This window comes from Ruegeria sp. CDSA246, from assembly GCF_059611225.1.
Map to the genome: position 1 here is coordinate 205,602 of NZ_JBXWPD010000004.1, position 20,063 is coordinate 225,664.

The window sequence follows — 20,063 nt, forward strand, 5'->3', positions numbered from 1 at the left end:
AAAAACACAGCCCGGATCGAAATTCGGCGAAAATCGCATGACTTACGTCATTTTCACCTAGTTTCGACCCGGTTGTCAGTAAACCGCTGCCGTTAGTTAACGTTGCGACACGCCCAGCGCATGCTTGATGTCTGCAAGCAGATCGCCCGCATCCTCCAATCCTACGGAAAAGCGGATCAGGCCGGGTGTGATGCCCAATTCGTCCTTCTGATCGTCACTCAGACGCTGGTGCGTTGTTGTGGCCGGATGTGTCGCAATCGACTTGGCATCGCCCAGATTGTTCGAGATGACAGGGATCGTCAGCGCATTAAGGAACGCAAACGCCGCGTCCTTGCCGCCCTTGATATCCAGCGACAGGACCGTTCCGCCTTTACCGCCCAATTGGGTTTGCACCAACGCGTTTTGCGCATGGGTTTTCAGACCCGGATAAAGCGTCCGTTCCAGCGCCGGATGCCCCTCAAGCGCTTCGGCAATGGTCTGTGCCGTATCTGCCTGAGCGTTCACGCGCAGTGCCATCGTTTCCAGACCTTTCAGCATGACCCAGGCGTTAAACGGGCTCAGCGCTCCACCGGTATGTTTCAGATAGGGCTCAACCGTTCCCCGGATGAAATCCTTGGTACCAATGATGACACCGCCCAAAGCACGCCCCTGCCCGTCGATATGTTTGGTCGCGGAATAGACCACGACATCCGCCCCCTGTTCGATCGCGCGCGAAAAAACCGGTGTGGAAAACACATTGTCCACGATGACAAGCGCGCCAACCGCATGGGCCAGTTTGGCAACCGCCTCGATATCAATGACCTCAAGCGTCGGGTTTGACATGGATTCGAAGAAAACCGCCTTGGTCTCAGGGCGGATCGCCGCCTTCCAGGCGTCCAGATCGGTGCCATCAACAAAAGTGACGTCCACACCATAACGGGAAAGGATGTTTTCGAGGATATACAGACAGGACCCGAACAATGCCTTGGCCGACACCACATGGTCGCCAGCCTGCAACATCGAGGTCAGCGCCGCGTTCACCGCAGCCATGCCGGATGCTGTGGCAAACGCGTCCTCGCCACCTTCCAGCGCTGCGATGCGCTGTTCGAACATCGAAACGGTCGGGTTGCCATAGCGGGCATAAATGAACTCATCCGGGCCGGATTCGATGAACCGCGCCTCGGCTTGTTCGGCTGTCTCATAGACAAAGCCCTGTGTCAGGAAAATTGCTTCGCTGACTTCGTTGTATTGGCTGCGACGGATGCCGCCATGGACGGCTTGGGTGCGTTTGTTCCAGCTCTCGCTCATCTCATTCCTCTCGACCCTTGTCTGGCAAGGGCATCAAAAAAACCCCAGACGCGGTCAAGCGAAAGGGGCCTTTCATCCTGACCTTTTAGCGGTGTTGTTTAGCGTGGCCCGCAATCCGGTAACAAATCGCCACGTAGCTTCTGCGATGCAAATACGCCGCGTGTACTTGGCCGTCAAGCCCGGTTGCCCTGTGTCACGCTCTCGTAACCGCCTCTTGCCGATTGCGCAGAATACCGCATGATCGCTTCAACCTGAGGAGGCACCATGATCGATCTGTATTTCTGGCCCACGCCGAATGGCTGGAAGGCGTCCATCGCTTTGGAAGAGATGGACCTGCCCTATACCACCCACCTGATCAACATCGGCAAGGGCGACCAGTTCGACCCCGAGTTCCTGAAAATCGCCCCCAACAACCGCATGCCTGCCATCGTTGACCCGGACGGCCCGGATAGCGCACCTATCTCGGTGTTCGAAAGCGGCGCGATCCTGATGTATCTCGCCCGCAAGACCGGACGCTTTTATGGCAAAACCGAACGTGACCGGATCGCCGTCGAGGAATGGCTGATGTGGCAAATGGGCGGCGTCGGCCCAATGGCCGGCCAGGCGCATCACTTCCTGAAATACGCGCCAAACCTCGAGCCGCCGCAGGACCTGCCCTATGCCAAAGACCGCTACCGCACCGAGGTCGGGCGGCTGTACGGAGTATTGGACCGGCGGTTGGCCGAAAATGAATACGTCGCGGGCGATTTCTACTCGATCGCGGACATGTCGGTCTGGGGCTGGGCCAGCCTGTGGGAAGGTCAGCAGCAGGTATTGGATGACAAACCCCATTTCGCCCGCTGGCTTGAAACGGTAAGTGCCCGCCCCGGTGTTCAGGCCGGACGCGAGCTACATGCGGAGTTGCGCGGGGATCATCGGGATAAGCAATCGCAAGGGGTATTGTTTAAGCGGTGAAACCCATCTCATTCTCTGGTCACCACAAAACTCCGTTGTCAATCCTTGCATATAAATGACACACCGCGTACTGGGTTTTACTCGCTTTTTTTGACGAGAGATTTGAATGGCTTATGTTTGCTATTACCCTGCAACGGGTCGTTACCTAAAGGGTTTCGACTTACCCGGTTGGCAAGAAAGGTATAACGCGGGAAAAATCTCGAATGATGTCCCGAGCGTTTTTCATACAGGCCAACGCCGATTGGAGTTAAGCGAAGCACCGGAAAAAGTGCTGTTTAAAAAACAGGCGGCGAGTCTCCCAGATATCTTTTCTGCGAGAAGTGGTGTTCGGATCATCTCTGAACGAGTGCGTCAAATTTTGGAAACATTCGATCCAAGTGTACACCAAATTTTGCCAATCGAAGCCTTCTACAGAGATGGCTCAAAGCCCGATACAGCATACTTTTTCTTGAACGTGACCAAGCACCTCGACACAGCTATCGATGAGGCCTCCAGTGTTAAGATGGCCTTTCAGATAGTTGGCGAGAAGTCACGAGATCAAATGGAGTTAGATCCGCCCACGGCACGGAACCTTGTTATCCGCAAGGACAGGGCTGCAGAGCACAATCTTTGGCGTGAAAAACGATATCCATATCTACCACTGCTAATGTCCAACGAAATGCATGCTGAGTTTAAAGCTCAAAAGATCAAGGCCTACCATTTTTGGCGCGCAGAAGAGCGATAGTCTTATTCTGGGGTCAGCCCGACCCCTCTCCCCGCACCAGCATGTCCAGCATCCCCGAGATATCCTCGACCTCTTCCGCGATCACATAGATCCCGAATGCGCCCGCTGAATGTTGGTTTGAGCTCGGGCAACCGGGGCAAGCAAGCGCAGAGCAGTTTGTTCAAGCGATAAGGATTTTCTGCTATACTCTGGCTTTGCACAGGAAAAGGATAATACAAAGCCCCGCCCTATCCGCACTTCGCGCAGACGTACCAAGACCGGTCATGATACAATCGGTCCGAGCCGACAAGGGAACGAGTTATTTTATGCGAGTATTGGCCCCTCTGTTTGTATTATGCGCAGGTATGGCGAGCGCCATGCCGGATTGCGAAGAACCTGCTCAAGCGCATGAGCTTGTGGCGTATGAACCGTCCACTGAACTGGACGTTCTTTTGGAGGAAGACACCGCACCTGTTCCCCCTAAGCAAGAGCTGACTGTGTCCCCCAGACCGCGGCTGCGGCCCTGCAAGTTTCGTCAGATCGAAGTCGGCCGCGAAAGGATGCGCGAACGTGGTGCAGTGTGTGGCGACTGGACTATTCTCGGCGAAAAGCGAAAACCCTTTAGAGGAAAGTACCAGGGATGCGGCATTGCTGATCCCGTGCGCATCCGCATGGTATCTGACGTCCTTCTCAGCCAATTGGCGTTGATGGATTGCGAAACCGCCGTCACACTCAAAACATGGTTGGAGAACACAGCCAAACCGGCCTTTGCGAATCTGGGCGGCGGCCTGAAAGGATTGCGTCTGGCTGGTCATTATGCGTGCAAGACGCAGAACAATCAGCCACGCGCGCGGATTTCGGAACATGCCCGTGGCCGCGCAATCGACATTTCATCCTTCATACTTTTAGATGGCACCGTGATCACTGTGCGCGACGGATGGGCAGCCGAAGATACAAGCGATGTTATGCACGAACTGCACGCAGGCGCCTGCGGTCTGTTTGGCACCGTGCTGGGTCCTGACGCCGATCGCTATCACAAAGGGCACTTCCATTTTGACACAGCGCGCCGCCGTAGTGGACCCGTTTGCCGCTGACGGACTACCCCTCCCCCCGCACCAGCACATCCAGCATGCCCGAGATATCCTCGACCTCTTCCGCGATCACATGGGTCACCGAATGCGCCCGCTGCATCCGGCCCGTGACCCGCAGCAGCCGCCCCGAGATCACCGCCCGGCGGAAACGTTCATAGATCTTGCGCCAGACCACCACGTTCACGATGCCGGTCTCATCCTCGAGCGTGACAAAGATCACCCCCTTGGCCGTCCCGGGCCGCTGCCGCAAGATCACCAGCCCCGCGACCGCCACCAGCGCGCCCTCGGGCGGGTCGTTCAACCGATTGGCGGGCAGACACGCGGGCGGCCGCGGCCAGTTCCGGTTCGTAGATATAGGGCGGGTAGGCAACACAATCATGAGAACAAAAATAGAACATACGCAAGGAAAGTCCATAGACGGCGTGACGAGTCGCAAATGAGGCTGGAAAGACCTAAATGCCTTCACTATGGAAGAATTCGACAAGCGAAAGAGGAAGACGCACGCAATGGCAAAGATTACCTATGTCGAGCACGGCGGTACCGAACATACAGTCGAAGTCGCCAGCGGCCTGACCGTCATGGAAGGGGCCCGTGACAACAATATCCCCGGCATCGAGGCCGATTGCGGCGGCGCCTGCGCCTGTTCGACCTGCCATGTCTATATCCACCCCGACTGGGTCGAGAAGGTTCCGGCCAAGGACGACATGGAAGAGGACATGTTGGATTTCGCCTTTGAACCCGACCCGGCCCGCTCGCGCTTGACCTGCCAGATCAAGGTCACTGACGAATTGGACGGGCTGGTTGTTCAGATGCCGGAAAAGCAGATCTGATGCTTTTCAAAGCGATCGCGGCGGCCGCGATCGCAATTGGAATCTGTCCGAGCCAGACAAGATCTCAGCAGCCATGGCAGTATGAGCCGCTGGGTTCGGCGGAGTACTCCGAACCCACTGCGCGATACCCGCACGGGGTACTCGGTGATCAGATTGAATACGGCGCCCTGATCCTGCAATATGCGCCGGAATGGGCGAAATACACAATCCGGCTGCCAAAAGAGCGCGTTTTCGAAGATATCCGACCGCGCCTGATTGATATTGACAACGATGGCCGTCGCGAAGCTCTGGTGGTTGAAAGCCATCGTGACAAAGGTGCACGGCTTGCAATCTACAATGGCGGCGGCCTGATTGCCGCTACGCCCTACATCGGAACCCGCTTTCGCTGGCTCGCTCCGGTCGGAGCGGCCGACATGGATGGCGACGGCAACGTCGAGATCGCCTATGTCGATCGCCCTCACTTGGCCAAAACCCTGCGCATATGGCGATTTGCAGACGGCGAGCTGACCGCAATCGCATCGCTGCCCAATCTCACCAATCACCGCATTGGAGAAGATTTCATCTCCGGCGGTCTGCGCGATTGCGGCGGCACTCCGGAACTGATCCTTGCCAACGGCAACTGGACACGCGTTATCAGCGTCTCCTACCAAAATGGCTGGACCAAAACTGACCTCGGCGCATTCACCGAGCCCCAAAGCCTAAACAATCCGCTCAAGTGCTGATCCGCCTCTTCATCTGGCCAAAAATATCCTGGGGGTGAGGCCGCAGGCCGAGGGGGCAAAGCCTCCTGTCCTACCAACCACTCAAAGAGCTCGCCAGCCGATATCGCGGCGGTAAAAGCCTTCGGGCCAATCCACACCTTCAACCATCGCATATGCCCGGTCGCGCGCCTCTTGCAGCGTATCCCCACGCGCAGTCACATTCAGCACGCGCCCGCCTGCGGCTTGAACCTGCCCATCAACGGCCTTAGTGCCAGCGTGAAAGACCATGTTGCCGCTGTCCTCAGGAAGCGCATCCAAGCCCTTGATCGCAGATCCTTTTACGTAGGAACCCGGATACCCCTGAGCCGCCATCACAACAGTGATCGCATGATCGTCGGCCCAGTTTACCTGTGTCTCGCTCAAACGGCCCTCGGCCGCGGCATGAAGCAGGTCCAGAACCTGGGCACCAAGCCGCATCATCAGAACCTGGCATTCCGGGTCACCAAAGCGGACGTTGTATTCGACCAACCTCGGTTGGGCATCCTTGATCATCAACCCCGCATACAAAACGCCTTGAAATGGCATGCCCCGGCGCTTCATTTCAGCCATGGTCGGGCGCACGATCTCTTCCATCGCGCGCGCCTCGATCTCGGCGCTCAGGACCGGGGCTGGGGAATACGCCCCCATACCGCCTGTGTTTGGGCCCGTGTCGCCTTCTCCCACGCGCTTGTGATCCTGCGCGGTGCCGATGGACAGAATGTCCTCGCCATCACACAAGACGAAGAGAGATGCCTCTTCGCCCTCCATGAACTCCTCAATCACCACCTCGGCCCCTGCGCCACCAAAAGCGCCGCCGAACATGTCGTCGATGCCCTCCAGCGCGGTCTGGTCGTCCATCGCGACAATCACACCCTTGCCTGCTGCAAGGCCGTCGGCCTTAACGACGATCGGCGCGCCTTGCTCGCGGATATAGGCTTTGGCGGGCTCGGCCTCGGTAAACCGCGCATAGGCCGCAGTCGGTGCGTTAGAGGCGTCACAGATTTCCTTGGTGAAACTCTTTGAGGCCTCCAGCTGCGCCGCATCTGCCGACGGACCAAAGACCAGCACACCCGCTTCACGCAGACGATCCGCGACGCCAGCGGCCAGGGGCGCCTCGGGGCCGACGATCACGAAATCAATCGCATTCTCTTCGGCAAAGCTGACAACCGCACCGCCGTTTTCGACATCCAGTGCCGCGCACTCGGCAATTTGTGCAATCCCTGCATTTCCCGGCGCCACGATCAGTCGGTCACATTTGGGATTTTGCATCACCGCCCAGGCGAGGCTGTGTTCCCGCCCGCCGCTGCCGAGAATAAGGATGTTCATTAAGGTCTCCGATCTGCTTGGCCTCGCCTTCCGGGCGTTCTAAGCTGGCCGGGCATTTGACACAAGGCGCTGAAATGTCCGACCTGCTTGATGACCCGATCCCGGGCCAAAACACACCAGAATATACCGTTTCGGACATCTCGGGTGAGGTGAAACGCACGCTCGAAGGCACGTTTGGGCGAATCCGTGTGCGCGGTGAAGTCGGACGCGTGTTTACGGCGCGTTCGGGGCATCTGTACTATGACATCAAGGACGACCGGAACGTTTTGGCCTGCACCACCTGGAAAGGTCAGGTTTCGGGCCTATCCGTGGTGCCGGAAGAAGGTCTTGAGGTTGTCGTCACCGGTCGTCTGACGGCCTTTGGCGCGCAATCGAAATACAACCTGAACGTCGATGAGGTCGCGGTCGCCGGGCAAGGCGCACTTATGGCCTTGCTGGAAAAGCGCAAGAAACAGCTCGAGGCTGAAGGTCTGTTTGCGCCCGAACGGAAAAAGCCTCTGCCGTACCTGCCGCAGATCATTGGCGTGGTGACCTCACCATCTGGTGCTGTGATCCGGGACATCCTGCACCGCCTGCGGGATCGCTTCCCGCGCAAGGTGCTGATCTGGCCTGTCGCTGTACAAGGTTCCAACTGCGCACCCGAGGTTGCGCGGGCCATCGACGGTTTCAACAAACTGACGCCGGGCGGCTCACTGCCTCGACCCGACCTGATTATCGTCGCCCGTGGCGGCGGTTCGATTGAAGACCTTTGGGGGTTCAACGAAGAAATTGTCGCGCGTGCGACGGCCGCTTCGGACATTCCGCTGATTTCGGCCGTTGGTCACGAAACAGATACGACGCTGATCGACTTTGTATCAGACCGCCGCGCGCCAACGCCGACCGCCGCGGCCGAGCTTGCCGTGCCGGTTCGAATGGAACTACTGGCTTGGACGGGTGAGCAAGGCGCGCGTTTGTCTCGTGCCGCGACGGACGCGGTTCAAAGGCGGTCTCAACGGCTTCGCGACCTGTCCCGCGCGTTGCCGCGCCCGGAAAGCCTGTTGAACACCCCACGCCAACGACTTGATTTGATTGCAGATCGACTTGCGCCCGCACTGAATCGCGGCGTGCAAAACCGACGTCTGCAGGTTGTCGAGCTGTCCGCACATCTGCGCCCGTCGACGTTGCGCAATCTCGTTTCGTCCAGAAACGAGGCCTTGCGCAACCTGTCATCCCGGCTTTCCCTGCGCCCAATCCGGCGCGAAATCGAACAACAACAACAAAATATCAACAGGTTGGCAGAACGAATGAACACGGCGCAGGCCACGCGACTGGATCGGATGCGGCAACAGCTGGACGCCGCCGACCGCCTGCGTGAAACACTAAGCTACAAAGCTACACTGCAACGTGGTTATGCTGTGGTCCGGGCCGAGGGAGAGGTTCTTACGACCAAGAAACAGGCCTCAAAACACAGCACGTTCGAGATCGAATTCGCGGATGGCCTCCTAAATACTGGTCAGCCCACGGCTTCGCGGGCGGCACCAAAAAAACCGGCCAAGAAAGATGCACCTGATCAGGGCTCTCTGTTCTAGCGACCTTCAGACGCCAATCTCGGGGCCGAGACAGACCATCTCTTCATTGATATCTTCGGCCTCGTACAGCTCGGTGGCTTCCGAGTTGCCTTCGAACAAGGCGGTCAACCCCCTGTCGGTCTTGGAAAAGACCCAGCATTGCGGATCAATCCTGTCTTCATAGATGAAGCAGATCTGCCCTCCTTGTTCGTACCAAACGCCCTCTTTGCAATTGCCATCCAGAAACGACCAGATCACGCGTTTATTGGGCAAATAGCGTTCGACGCCGTAAACCGTTCCCTGAAACCCATAGAACATGGTTTTTCCGCGCGTATAACTGTCAAACTCAGACCCGGACAAGGCCGGCTGGGCAACGGCCGCCTGCGCAGTGAGTGTCATAAGAATCGCAAGACGCGTCAGCATGAGATCATTTTGGCAGATGCAGTTCGGCATCGCCAATAAACAATTCCCCACAAACGGCTGCCTTCACGTCACCGCTTGAGTTGTAATGGCGATCCCGGTGATGCTGCCAAAAAAAGCCAAATGGGGGACATTTGATGACAACCGCTTTTTTCTGGATCGCTGCCGCGAGCGCGCTGGCCTATTTGCCGATGTCACCGCGCCCGGCCAGCCCCCTGCGATCCCTCTTCAAGACGGCCTCTGTCGCGCTACTGGCGCTGGTTGCTGTCTTAAGTGGCGCCCCCATGCTACTGACCCTTGCGCTAGTCCTGTGCGCCTTGGGCGACGCGCTGTTATCACGCGAGACGGACTCGACCTTCATGGCAGGGATCGGTGCATTTGCAGCAGGCCACCTGGCCTATATCGCTCTGTTCCTCAGCCACCCATCCAGCGACACCGCTCTGATCTTCGACAAGCCCGGCATCTTTTGGTCGCTGATCATCCTCGGGATCGTTGCTGCAACCCTGCTCGCCCCCCGCGCCGGTGACCTCAAGGTACCGGTTCTGGGCTATATCCCGATCATCCTTGGCATGGGCATTACGGTCCTCGCCTTGCCCGAGGCGGGCGCGTTACGCTGGGCCCTGCCCGCCGCACTGGCCTTCATCGCGTCGGACCTGATACTGGCGACTGAAAAGTTTCTGCTGCCTGACGGCCATCCGGCGCTACGCATCACGCCCTTTATGATCTGGATCCTATACTGGGGCGCGCAAGCGGGGCTGTTAATTGCGTTTTTGTGACCCTTTGCAACTGCCGCAAATCCGCATTAGGTGAGAGGAACACCTGCGGAGACTAAAAATGGCGTTTTTCTCAAAGCTCAAGGACAAGCTGTTCAAATCCTCGTCCCGCCTCGAACAGGGGCTGGATGCCATCGTCGAAGACGGTGGCGAGGAAACGACCGCCCCCGATCCAGTTATCCCCGAGCCTGAGCCGCAGCCGGAACCGGTTCCCGAAGTTCCACAGCCGGTGCCAGAGACACCTGAACCCGCCCCTGTGCCACAGCCGGTCGAAACACCTGAACCCGCACCGGTCGACCCAACCCCTGCTCCGCCCCCGCCCGAGGCCGCGCCATCCAAAGGGGTGTTGGGACGCCTGTTTGGCCGGAACGAAGCCAAGGCCGTCATCCGTCGTACGTTGGACGACGATATGCTTGAGCAGCTAGAGGAACTGCTGATCGCCTCGGATATGGGCGTCGACACCGCTTTGCGGGTCACATCCAACATGGCCGAGGGGCGATTGGGCCGGAAACTCTCCACGCAAGAGATCAAGCAATTGCTCGCCCAGGAAGTCGCCCGTGTGATGGAACCGGTTGCCAAGCCTCTGCCCATCTACCCCGAGCGCCCGCAGGTCGTGCTGGTCGTTGGCGTCAACGGGTCCGGCAAAACCACGACCATCGGCAAGCTGGCCAGCCAGTTCAAAGCCGCCGGCAAGAAGGTCGTCATCGCCGCCGGGGACACCTTCCGCGCCGCCGCCGTCGAACAGCTCCAGGTCTGGGGCGACCGCGCCGGCGTGCCGGTGCTGACCGCACCCGAAGGGTCTGACCCGGCCTCATTGGCTTTCGACGCTCTGACCCGCGCGCAGCAAGACGGCGCAGACCTGCTGATGATCGACACGGCCGGTCGCCTGCAAAACCGGGCGGACCTGATGGAGGAACTGGCCAAGATCGTCCGCGTAATCCGCAAAATCGACGAGACCGCCCCGCACAACACGCTGCTGGTGCTGGATGCCACCACGGGCCAGAACGCGCTGAGCCAGGTCCGGACATTCCGCGACCTCGCTGACGTGTCAGGGCTGGTGATGACCAAACTCGACGGCACCGCCAAAGGTGGCGTATTGGTTGCACTGGCTGACAAGTTCGGCCTGCCAATCCATGCCATCGGCGTCGGAGAACAGATCGACGACCTCGCCCCCTTCGACCCCGAAGAGTTCGCCGCCGCCCTCACTGGCCTGGACCAAACCTGATCCCCCTTCTATCTGGCCCCAAATATCCTCCTGGGGTCTGGGGGTGGAAAACCCCCCGACCTCTCCTCCCAGCGAAAAGACTGACATTTGAGCGACTGGCTGATTTCTCTCGAAGGCACAGAAGCGGGCCATCAGCTGGCTCTTGGCCTCGCTCTGATGGCCGCCTTCCTGCATGCTGTATTTGGCGCGCTGCAGAAGGGCCGCCACGATCCCTGGCTGTCCCGTGGAGCAATCGACGCCTGCTATTGCCTGATGGCCGCCCCTTTTGCCTTTTTCGTGGTGCCGTGGCCTGAACCCTACATGTGGTCCATCTTCGCCGTGGTCTGGGTGATCCACATCGCCTACAAGGTCCTTCAGGCCATGGCCTATACAAAGGGTTCATACACTGTCGTCTACCCTGTCGTACGCGGCACTGGCCCCCTATTCACGGTCATCGGCGCCTATCTGCTCTTTGGCGAGACCTTTACCGGGATTCAATGGTTTGGCGTTTTGGTCCTGCTGGCCGGTATATTCGGCCTGGCCGCCTATAATTTGCGTTTTCTGGAAACCAACCGGGAAACGTTGGGCATAGCGCTGGTACTGGCCATCGCAACTGGCCTGTTCGTCGCGCTCTACACCACTTATGACGCCTATGGCATCCGGGCCACCGCCGACCCGTTCACCTTTCTGGCGTGGTTTTTTATGATCGACGGGTTTGCGATGCCGATTTACGCATTCCTCAGATGGCGCGCCATGATCAACCGCCCTGCCGTTGGCCCATTGATGTTGCGGGGCTTGGCCGGAGGCATCATCGCCCCTATGTCCTTCGGAGCAATCATGCTGGCCACCCGTCTGGACAAGGTCGGCGAAGCCGCCGTTCTGCGAGAAACCTCGACAGTCTTCGCGGCGCTTATCGGGTGGCTGGTGTTAAAAGAAACTGTGGGGCCAAGACGGGTCGCGCTGATGGCATTGATTGCATTGGGCGCCGTAATAGTTGAAATGGGTGGGTAAAAATCAGGAAACAGACATGCCAGGCAAAAAAGAAATCAATCCATTTCTGAAACAAGCGTTAGAGCTTGGGCCGCCACTGGCCTTTTTCTTCATCTACCTACGTCTGCGTGACGACAGTTTCCTGATCGGAGGCATTGAATATTCAGGCTTTATCATTGCGACGATCATCTTCGTCCCGCTGATGCTGGCCGCCATGGGCATCCTCTGGGTCCTGACCGGCAAACTGAGCCGGATGCAGATATTCACCGCCTTCATGGTCATCTTCTTTGGCGGCCTGACCGCTTGGTTCAATGATGAGCGGTTCTTCAAGATGAAAACCACGCTGGTTTACGGTTTTTTCTCGGTCATCCTTGGAATTGGCCTTCTGCAAGGGAAATCTTACCTGGCCTATGTCCTCGAAGATATGCTGCCGATGCGCCATGAGGGCTGGATGATCCTGACCCGCCGGTTGTGCGGCTGCTTTGCGGTTCTGGCCGTTGCCAATGAATTTGTCTGGCGAACAATGTCGACGGACCTGTGGGTCAAAATTGAAACTTTCGCCTTTCCGATCGCGCTGATGGCGTTTCTGATGCTTCAGTTCAGTCTGTTGCAACGCTACATGGATGACCCCGACCACCAATAGGCGAACACTTATAATCGGCGCGCAGCTTAAGCGTTTGCTTTCATATTGAGCCATCGCACAGCGCGCAATCAGACAAACCAATAAAAACCTTGGAATAATAGCCCGGCTGTGGAACATTGGGGCACCACTCAACACCAGCAGCCGGAGACCCCTCAACCACATGAAGGCACTCCCAAACAGCGGATTCCTGTCCGAGGCATCAGACCGACTCAGGGCTATGCTTTCGGCACTCGCGACCGAGATTTCCTTGGATCAAGGCCAGGTGCTGTTTGAGCAGGGGGACGAAGGCGATGCGCTCTATGTGATTTCTGAGGGCACGCTTGAGGTTTCATTCCTTGCGATGAGCGGGCGCAAGCTGTCTTTGACCCTTATGAAGCCGGGCGAAGTGTTTGGCGAAATTGCGTTGTTCGACAGCGGGCCGCGGACCGCCACGATAGCAGCGGCCGAGCCATCTAGCGTGCTGCGCGTGCGCCGCAGAGACGTGATGGACCAGATCCGCCAGCATCCTGACCTTGCCGTCGACATGATCCGTCTGGCGGGCCTGCGCATGCGCTGGATGGGGTCACAGCTGAACGAACAGGTATTCCTGCCGATGCCCATTCGTCTGGCGCGCAAATTGCTGCATCTGTCTGCCCTTCAGGACGACCCCGCCATGCGGATCACCTTGTCCCAAAGCGAATTGGCCGAGTTCGTCGGTGCCACGCGCGAGGCTGTATCCAAGACGATTTCCACCTGGAAACGCGACAATGTTGTCGAGGCATCCCGCGGCGGGTTGATGATCCAGGACTTCAACGCCCTGAAAGAACTCGCCGAATCCGACTTAATCTGACCTTGTGACCTCCTTCACATACGATGTGTGCCGAAATGGCTATCGTCGTAGCTGTTACCGTAGGGGGCCAGAGAATCATCCCCGATATCTGTCCACTGGCCTCTCCCTGTACCAGAGCCATGCGCCTCCCCGGCGTGTGGCTCACTTACTTTCAGCGCAACGTAGAACGGAAAAGGCCGAGGCATTGCCCCGGCCTTGTCATCACGTTTGATGTGGTGCGTTACTCGCCCAAGCTCAGCGCCACAAAGCGGGGGTCGCCACCGCGTCGTACAAGCAACAACAGCGATTTACGCCCGGCCTCACGCGCTTCTTCCATGCGTGCTTCCAGGTCTTCAATCGACGTCACCTTTTGCTGTCCAGCCTCGGTGATCAGATCGCCGGCGCGCAACCCTTTGGAGAACGCCTCAGAGGCTTCATCCACTTCGGTCACAACCAGCCCATCGGCGTCTTCTTCCAGACCAAGATCCGTGCGTAGCGTGTCCGTCAGCGGCGAAATGGTCAGACCAAGAATGTCAGCATTCTCTTCCGTTGGAGCCTCAGACGTTTCCTCGTCGCCCTGATCAGCCCGTTCGGCATCCTCACGACGCCCCAGAGTAACCAGGACGGTCTGTGTTCCGCCATCGCGATGCACGACAACACGCACGGCTTTGCCCACGGTTGTCTCGCCGACCTGACGCACAAGGCCGCGTGTATCTTCGACCTCGACCCCATCAAAACTGAGGATCACGTCACCAGCCAGCAGACCAGCATCTTTCGCCGGCCCATCCGGAACATCGCTGATCAGCGCACCGCCCGGCTTGGCCAACCCCATTGCCTCGGCCATGTCCTCGGTCACATCCTGAATGCGAACGCCCAGCCAACCGCGGCGGGTTTCGCCGAATTCGCGCAGTTGGTCGACCACCTTGACCACAACGTTGGACGCCATCGAAAAGCCGATCCCGATCGAGCCGCCGTTGGGCGACAAAATCGCTGTATTCACACCAATCACTTCGCCATTCATGTTGAACAGCGGACCGCCCGAGTTGCCTCGGTTGATGGCCGCGTCGGTCTGGATGTAGTCGTCATACGAGCCGCTCAGCGCCCTGTTGCGGGCCGAAACGATCCCGGCCGAAACCGAGAAGCCCTGCCCCAACGGGTTGCCCATGGCAATAACCCAATCACCGACCCGGGCGACGTCACTGTCGCCAAACTGCACGTATTGCAGCGGGCCCGGGGCCTCGACCTTCAGCAGCGCAATATCGGTTTTCTCGTCTGTGCCGATCACCTTGGCGGGTAGTTCTTCTGGCGGCTGCCCATCACCGGGGAAGAACTCCACCAGGATTTCATCGGCTTCGGCGATCACGTGATTGTTGGTGACGATGTAGCCGTCCTCGGAAATCACGAACCCCGAACCCAGCGCGTTGCTGCGGCGTGGGCGATTTTCATCATCACCGTTCCGGTCCTGAAAATCGCGGAAGAAATCCTCGAACGGCGATCCTTCGGGCACAATGCCCTGCGGGCCGGTCTGGCCTTCGATCAACGTCGAGGTGGTAATGTTGACCACGGCCGGGCTGATCTTTTCTGCCAGCGGCGCCAGGCTTTCGCTCCGCGCCTGTGCTGCGACGGATTGGGCCAGAACAAGAATCATCCCCGCAATGGCCAGCCACATCAGCCGCATGAAACCAACACCCTCGTCCTGCCGGACTGAAATACTGCGTGCTTGTGCCTGCACTTGGGAACTCCTTGTCAACAAGTCTTGAAATACTGCCCTCGGGCAAATCTTCTCAGGAACCAATGTAGTCGGTTTGTCCTTGCCCGCAACTCGGGATCTCGGGGAAATCACCTGCAAGTGAGGTCACCGCATCAAAACCCGACCTGATAAGCCCCCCAAAGCAGGATAAACCCACTGACCAAGCTCAGCAAACCGGCCAGCCGCCGCGCCTGCTCGGGCAGTGACCGCAATGCCTCTAACATGCGCTCAATAAGCGAAGGGGCCAGCGCATAGGCCAGCCCCTCTACAATCAATACCAGCCCGAAAGCCAGAAGGATCAGCCCCATTATTCGGAGGCCGCAGCAGCCGGAGCTTGCCGTCCGGTTGGCGAACCGAGGTAGTTGAAGAACTCGGAATCCGGGCTCAGAACCAACGAGCTATTGCCGCCCTGCAACGCATTCTCATACGCGGTCAGCGAACGGTAGAATTCAAAGAACTCCGGGTCCGCGCCATAGGCTTCCGCAAAGATCGCGTTACGTTCGGCGTCCGCTACACCACGGGTGATCTCGGCCTCACGACGTGCATCTGAAACTAGTTCGACCACCGTCCGGTCAGCTTGCGCACGCACACGCTGCGCCGCCTCGTTACCACGGGCACGTTCGTCTGTTGCTTCACGCTCCCGCTCGGCCTTCATGCGATCGAAGGTCGCCTCAAGGTTGGCCTGTGGCAAGTCGGTCGCCTTCAATCGCACGTCGATTACAGTCACGCCCAGCGCCTGAGCTTCGGCAATCGCGCTGTTTCGGATGCGCAGCATCAGTGCCGCACGGTCCGAGCTCAGGATGTCACGGGACGAAACCGAGCCCAGAACTTCGCGGGTTTCGGCCCGCAAAATACGATCCAGACGATCCTCGGCAACCGGGATACCACCGACACCAACGGCCTGACGGAACTGGTTCAGATCTGAAATCCGGTAACGTGCGAATGCATCGACAACCAGACGCCGATCGTCCAGAGGGGTCACCTCAAGGGGCTGTACGTCAATAGACAGGATACGGTCGTCATAGCGGACAACTTCTTGAATCACCGGGATTTTGAACGCCAAACCGGGGTCTTCCTTGACCGCGACGACACGACCAAATTGCAGGACCAGCGCGCGTTCACGTTCATCCACGATGAAGATCGAAGACAGGCCAACGACGCCAAGGATCACGACAAGAATGAGGATAATGGGTGATTTACGCATCAGTTGCTCTCCCCGGCTGGGCTACGACGCAGCTCGTTCAGCGGCAGATAGGGCACAACACCCTGCCCTTGCCCGGATGAGTTCTGGTCCAGAATGATTTTGTCAACGTCACCCAGAATCTGCTCCATACGCTCCAGATACAGACGCTTACGCGTCACATCGGGTGCTTTGGAGTATTCTTCCAGAACTGCGCTAAAGCGGCTGGCTTCACCCCGCGCACTGTTGATCTGTTGGGCACGATATCCTTCTGCCTCTTCCAGAACCTGCGCAGCTTCGCCGCGCGCTTCTGCCAACACCTTGTTCGCATAGGCATCGGCTACGTTCTGCAACCGGTCCCGTTCCTGCGCAGCAGCTTGAACGTCGCGGAAGGCGGCGATCACATCCTGAGGCGGGTCGGCTTTGTCAAAGTTCACGCGGACAATGTTGATCCCTGAATCATAGCTGTCCATTGTGGACTGGATCAGTTCCTGCAAGCGATCCGCGATAACACCACGATCCCGGTTCAGGATCGGTGCAAGCTCGCTTTGAGCGATAATCTCGCGCATCGCTGATTCCGACACCGCACGGATCGTTTGGCGCGGATCACGCAAGTTGAACAGGAACTTCGCAGGGTCGTTGATGTTCCAGACGACTTGATAGTCGATATCGACCACGTTTTCGTCGCCTGTCAGCATCAAGCCATCATCGCTGCCGCGCGCGCCGCCCATATCTTCGTTCTGTTCGCGGGTGACCGGGATGACCTCGGCGGTAACGAAAGGCCACGGCGCAAAGTTCAGACCCGGATTTCCGACGGCCGAGAATTCGCCGAGGAACAACTCAACCGACTGTTCTTCAGGCTTGACTGTGTAAAAACTGGCCGCCCCCCACAATACCGCCGCGACGACGACACCAATAAGAACCGTACCTTTTGTGAAGATAGGGCCACCGCCGCCAGAGCCCTGACCGTTGCCACCGCGGCCTGAACCACCGCGGCCGCCCATCAGGACGCGCAGCTGTTCCTGGCCTTTCTTCATCAATTCATCAATCTCGGGGATCTGCGGACCATCGCCTTCGGGGGGCTTGCGCCCATCACCGTTATCACCCCGATTTCCTCCGCCGCCCGAAGAGCCTCCGCCCCCCCAGGGGCCGCCGCTATTGCCCGCCATATGTATCTATTCCCTTGTGTTGGACCGTGTGATCACGGGTTCCCTTGTAACTTGTGTGCGCGCGGTTGCAAATCAAGCAGTGCGCACAGGTTGCCGCATTGTTACCAATTCCTCTGCCATCACCGGATGAACGGCAACCGTGCGGTCGAAATCTTCCTTGGTTGCGCCCATTTTAACGGCGATGCCAGCCAGCTGGATCATCTCACCCGCGCCCGGCGCGACGATGTGGCAACCCAGAACCTTACGGGTCGCCTGGCTGACAATCAGCTTCATCAACACGCGCTGCGTTCCACCGGCAAAGGCCTTTTGCATCGGCTTGAACGATGTCGCGTAAACCTCAATCGGTTCCTGTGCCGCGCCTTCTTCTTCGCTTAAGCCCACAGTGCCGAATTCCGGTTGGGTGAAGATCGCGGTCGGGATCAGTTCATGATCCACCGGAGTCGGGTTGCCTTTGAAAACGGTCTCTACAAACGCCATGCCTTCACGGATCGCAACCGGCGTCAGATTTACGCGGTCGGTAACATCGCCAATGGCATAGATCGAGGGCACGCCTGTCTGGCTGTACTCATCGACTACAATCTCACCTTTGCGGCCACGTTCCACGCCCAGCGCCTCAAGGCCCAGGTTGTCTGCATTCGGCGCACGCCCTGTGGCGTACATGACCACGTCGAACTGATCCTCGGTGCCATCGGTGGCCTTAACGCGGATCTTGTCGCCTTCCTTGGTCATTTCCAGCACGTTGGTGCCCAGACGAACATCAATGCCGTTCTGGCGCATCTCTTCGCAGATCAGGCCACGTGCTTCTTCGTCGAAGCCACGCAGGATTTGCGCACCGCGATAGAACTGAGTGGTCTGGACTCCCAACCCGTTCATGATTCCGGCAAACTCGCTGGCAATGTAGCCGCCACCGACGATCAGAATGCTTTGGGGCAGTTTTTCAAGGTGAAAGATCTCGTTCGACGTAATCGCCAAGTCCGATCCCGGGAACTCGGGCACGACCGGACGACCACCTGTGGCGATCAGGATGTGCTTGGCTGTCTTGCGTGTCCCATCCGCCAATTCGACCGTATGTGGATCGACTACGGTTGCACGTTGATCAAAGCTTTCGACGCCGTTGTTTTTCAGGATATTGCGGTAGATGCCTTCAAGCCGGTCCAGTTCGGTCACCAGCTTGCCGTGAAAGGTATCCCAATTCAAAGCACCGGTCTGAATGTCCCAGCCATAGGCCTGCGCATCACCGACCATGCCCGAGAATTCACTGGCGAAGACCATCAGCTTCTTGGGCACACAGCCCCGGATGACACAGGTTCCGCCATAGCGATCCTCTTCGGCCAGCGCCACTTTGGCACCGTTTTCGCCAGCTGCCACACGCGCCGCACGGACCCCGCCTGAGCCTCCGCCGATAACGAACAGATCATAGTCAAAGCTCATTTGTCCTGCCTCTTTCAAATTTCCGCAAGCGCCCGCAGGCCTTGCATGAGGTGTACTCTATCTCGCGCTGCTGTCCAGAGTGATCGCCGGGACTCCAGCCTCTCCGAGTTCTCGAACTTGCGCAGGGAACCGCTGCAGTGTTGTGATCAAACGCCCAGATATGGTTGCATTTGTTTTATTCAACGGCAGCCTCTGCATCTTGGAGTAGTCACGCCAAGTGTCCAATAAAACGTGTCCCAAATCGTTCGTGGTTACGACTTCACTTAAGTCAATGCATCGCCCACAAATAACGAGTGACCTAGAGCGATCTGTGTCTGTTCCGCTTAATCCGCCAGATCCGAAAACAGGTTTTCACCACCATCGACCAAATGATCCAAGTCGATCACTCCATCGTTGATATCGCGCAGCTCGACCCGACCATCGCCGTGGCCGATCACAACTTTGTCACAGATGTCGATGAATAAACCATTTTCGACCACACCCGGCACCTGATTCAGCACCAGCGCCAGTTGCCTGGCATTTCCGATGCGCTGAAGGTGAAGGTCCAGAATGTGATTGCCCTCGTCCGTGACAAACGGTGCTTCGCCGTTCATACGCAACACCGCCGAAGTGCCAAGAACGTCCATCGTATCGAGCGCTTCTTGAATCAGAGTTCGCGTGGTCTGCCAGCCAAAAGGGATCACCTCAACCGGCAACGGGAATGCGCCCAGCGTTTCGACCTCTTTCCCGGCATCTGCAATAACGATCATCTGATCGCTGGCCGTGGCTACAATCTTTTCCTGCAGATGCGCGCCGCCTCCACCTTTGATCAGGTTCAGATCGCCGTCGAATTCATCCGCGCCGTCGATGGTCAGGTCCAGCCAACCCGCCTGATCCAGCGAGACAACCTCGATCCCCAACTCACGGGCCAGTTGCGCGGTACGGGTTGAGGTCGGAACAGCCTTGATCCGCAAACCTTCCTGTTGCACCCGCTCTCCCAGACGGCGGACCATCCAGGCGGCCGTTGATCCGGTGCCCAGCCCAACACGCATCCCGTCCTGAACTATATCGGCGGCCCGTCGCGCCGCGACAAATTTGGCTTTGTCTATGGGTGACAAATCTCCGGTCATTGTTGCATTCCCCCTTGGTATTGCGGAATTTATACGGAATGTCCGACGCAACTGCGAGCGCCAATTCGCCGATCCAACAGGCCAACTTGTCGCGAAACTACGCGTTTC

At 58.1% G+C, this 20,063-nt stretch carries 22 protein-coding genes and 1 riboswitch; of the genes, 11 read left to right on the forward strand and 11 right to left on the reverse strand.

Going from position 1 to position 20,063, the window contains the following annotated elements:
- Window positions 1–96: 96 nt before the first annotated feature.
- The gene (metZ, locus tag AC2FI9_RS06870; RefSeq protein WP_496766815.1) at window positions 97–1,287 is read right to left on the reverse strand and encodes an O-succinylhomoserine sulfhydrylase; all 1,191 of its coding nucleotides are present in this window, start codon (window positions 1,285–1,287) and stop codon (window positions 97–99) included.
- A gap of 65 nt (window positions 1,288–1,352) precedes the next feature.
- A riboswitch (SAM riboswitch) is annotated at window positions 1,353–1,430 on the reverse strand.
- Window positions 1,431–1,551: 121 nt separating this feature from the next.
- Between metZ and AC2FI9_RS06875 the strand changes: the two genes are divergently transcribed.
- The 3 genes from AC2FI9_RS06875 (at window position 1,552) to AC2FI9_RS06885 (ending at window position 4,038) form a co-directional block, all read left to right on the forward strand.
- Window positions 1,552–2,241 (forward strand): glutathione S-transferase N-terminal domain-containing protein, encoded by a 690-nt coding sequence (locus tag AC2FI9_RS06875; protein WP_496766816.1) that lies wholly within the window; start codon window positions 1,552–1,554, stop codon window positions 2,239–2,241.
- 106 nt (window positions 2,242–2,347) lie between these two features.
- A complete protein-coding gene (locus tag AC2FI9_RS06880) occupies window positions 2,348–2,965 on the forward strand; it encodes an imm11 family protein (RefSeq protein WP_496766817.1) in 618 nt (205 codons plus the stop codon).
- 344 nt (window positions 2,966–3,309) lie between these two features.
- A complete protein-coding gene (locus AC2FI9_RS06885) occupies window positions 3,310–4,038 on the forward strand; it encodes an extensin-like domain-containing protein (protein WP_496766818.1) in 729 nt (242 codons plus the stop codon).
- Between the two features lie 4 nt (window positions 4,039–4,042).
- Here AC2FI9_RS06885 and AC2FI9_RS06890 read toward each other — a convergent pair whose 3' ends face one another.
- Entirely contained in the window at window positions 4,043–4,414 is a 372-nt protein-coding gene (locus AC2FI9_RS06890; protein WP_496722965.1) for an OB-fold nucleic acid binding domain-containing protein, read from the reverse strand.
- Between the two features lie 127 nt (window positions 4,415–4,541).
- Between AC2FI9_RS06890 and AC2FI9_RS06895 the strand changes: the two genes are divergently transcribed.
- Entirely contained in the window at window positions 4,542–4,865 is a 324-nt protein-coding gene (locus AC2FI9_RS06895) for a 2Fe-2S iron-sulfur cluster-binding protein (RefSeq protein ID WP_058273927.1), read from the forward strand.
- On the forward strand, window positions 4,865–5,587 hold the full coding sequence (locus tag AC2FI9_RS06900) for an FG-GAP repeat domain-containing protein (RefSeq protein WP_496766819.1): 723 nt from the start codon (window positions 4,865–4,867) through the stop codon (window positions 5,585–5,587). Before AC2FI9_RS06895 ends, AC2FI9_RS06900 begins: the two co-directional genes overlap by 1 nt.
- Window positions 5,588–5,668: 81 nt before the next feature.
- Here AC2FI9_RS06900 and purD read toward each other — a convergent pair whose 3' ends face one another.
- The gene (gene purD, locus AC2FI9_RS06905; protein ID WP_282168575.1) at window positions 5,669–6,931 is read right to left on the reverse strand and encodes a phosphoribosylamine--glycine ligase; all 1,263 of its coding nucleotides are present in this window, start codon (window positions 6,929–6,931) and stop codon (window positions 5,669–5,671) included.
- 74 nt (window positions 6,932–7,005) lie between these two features.
- On the opposite strand from purD, the gene xseA reads away from it, so the two are divergent.
- Window positions 7,006–8,499, forward strand: a complete 1,494-nt coding sequence (xseA, locus tag AC2FI9_RS06910) for an exodeoxyribonuclease VII large subunit (RefSeq protein ID WP_496766820.1) — start codon at window positions 7,006–7,008, stop codon at window positions 8,497–8,499.
- A 6-nt stretch (window positions 8,500–8,505) separates the two neighbouring features.
- Here the strand turns inward: xseA and AC2FI9_RS06915 are convergent, their stop codons facing one another.
- On the reverse strand, window positions 8,506–8,901 hold the full coding sequence (locus AC2FI9_RS06915; RefSeq protein WP_496766821.1) for a hypothetical protein: 396 nt from the start codon (window positions 8,899–8,901) through the stop codon (window positions 8,506–8,508).
- A gap of 134 nt (window positions 8,902–9,035) precedes the next feature.
- Between AC2FI9_RS06915 and AC2FI9_RS06920 the strand changes: the two genes are divergently transcribed.
- The 5 genes from AC2FI9_RS06920 to AC2FI9_RS06940 all read left to right on the forward strand — a co-directional run bounded on the left by AC2FI9_RS06920 (window position 9,036) and on the right by AC2FI9_RS06940 (window position 13,337).
- A complete protein-coding gene (locus tag AC2FI9_RS06920; RefSeq protein ID WP_496766822.1) occupies window positions 9,036–9,674 on the forward strand; it encodes a lysoplasmalogenase family protein in 639 nt (212 codons plus the stop codon).
- A gap of 58 nt (window positions 9,675–9,732) precedes the next feature.
- Window positions 9,733–10,896, forward strand: coding sequence for a signal recognition particle-docking protein FtsY (gene ftsY / locus AC2FI9_RS06925; RefSeq protein WP_496766823.1), 1,164 nt, complete (start codon window positions 9,733–9,735; stop codon window positions 10,894–10,896).
- Between the two features lie 87 nt (window positions 10,897–10,983).
- Complete coding sequence (locus tag AC2FI9_RS06930; protein ID WP_282118758.1) at window positions 10,984–11,886, forward strand: DMT family transporter; 903 nt, start codon at window positions 10,984–10,986, stop codon at window positions 11,884–11,886.
- 16 nt (window positions 11,887–11,902) lie between these two features.
- Window positions 11,903–12,508 carry an inner membrane-spanning protein YciB gene (locus AC2FI9_RS06935; RefSeq protein WP_058274883.1) on the forward strand — a complete coding sequence of 202 codons (606 nt, stop codon included), beginning with the start codon at window positions 11,903–11,905 and terminating at the stop codon, window positions 12,506–12,508.
- 160 nt (window positions 12,509–12,668) lie between these two features.
- Window positions 12,669–13,337, forward strand: a complete 669-nt coding sequence (locus tag AC2FI9_RS06940; RefSeq protein ID WP_108858944.1) for a Crp/Fnr family transcriptional regulator — start codon at window positions 12,669–12,671, stop codon at window positions 13,335–13,337.
- Window positions 13,338–13,351: 14 nt separating this feature from the next.
- On the opposite strand, the gene AC2FI9_RS06945 is transcribed toward AC2FI9_RS06940, so the two are convergent.
- The 7 genes from AC2FI9_RS06945 to rpiA form a co-directional block, all read right to left on the reverse strand.
- Complete coding sequence (locus AC2FI9_RS06945; RefSeq protein WP_496766824.1) at window positions 13,352–13,522, reverse strand: hypothetical protein; 171 nt, start codon at window positions 13,520–13,522, stop codon at window positions 13,352–13,354.
- A gap of 35 nt (window positions 13,523–13,557) precedes the next feature.
- Window positions 13,558–14,994 carry a Do family serine endopeptidase gene (locus tag AC2FI9_RS06950; protein ID WP_261307915.1) on the reverse strand — a complete coding sequence of 479 codons (1,437 nt, stop codon included), beginning with the start codon at window positions 14,992–14,994 and terminating at the stop codon, window positions 13,558–13,560.
- 185 nt (window positions 14,995–15,179) lie between these two features.
- Window positions 15,180–15,374, reverse strand: a complete 195-nt coding sequence (locus tag AC2FI9_RS06955; protein ID WP_496766825.1) for a DUF2065 domain-containing protein — start codon at window positions 15,372–15,374, stop codon at window positions 15,180–15,182.
- On the reverse strand, window positions 15,374–16,270 hold the full coding sequence (hflC, locus tag AC2FI9_RS06960; RefSeq protein ID WP_282118761.1) for a protease modulator HflC: 897 nt from the start codon (window positions 16,268–16,270) through the stop codon (window positions 15,374–15,376). The genes AC2FI9_RS06955 and hflC overlap by 1 nt, the downstream gene beginning before the upstream one ends.
- Window positions 16,270–17,415, reverse strand: coding sequence for an FtsH protease activity modulator HflK (hflK, locus tag AC2FI9_RS06965; protein WP_108858948.1), 1,146 nt, complete (start codon window positions 17,413–17,415; stop codon window positions 16,270–16,272). The genes hflC and hflK overlap by 1 nt, the downstream gene beginning before the upstream one ends.
- A gap of 72 nt (window positions 17,416–17,487) precedes the next feature.
- Window positions 17,488–18,846 (reverse strand): glutathione-disulfide reductase, encoded by a 1,359-nt coding sequence (gor, locus tag AC2FI9_RS06970; protein WP_496722148.1) that lies wholly within the window; start codon window positions 18,844–18,846, stop codon window positions 17,488–17,490.
- 323 nt (window positions 18,847–19,169) lie between these two features.
- The gene (rpiA, locus tag AC2FI9_RS06975; protein ID WP_496766826.1) at window positions 19,170–19,955 is read right to left on the reverse strand and encodes a ribose-5-phosphate isomerase RpiA; all 786 of its coding nucleotides are present in this window, start codon (window positions 19,953–19,955) and stop codon (window positions 19,170–19,172) included.
- Window positions 19,956–20,063: the final 108 nt, after the last annotated feature.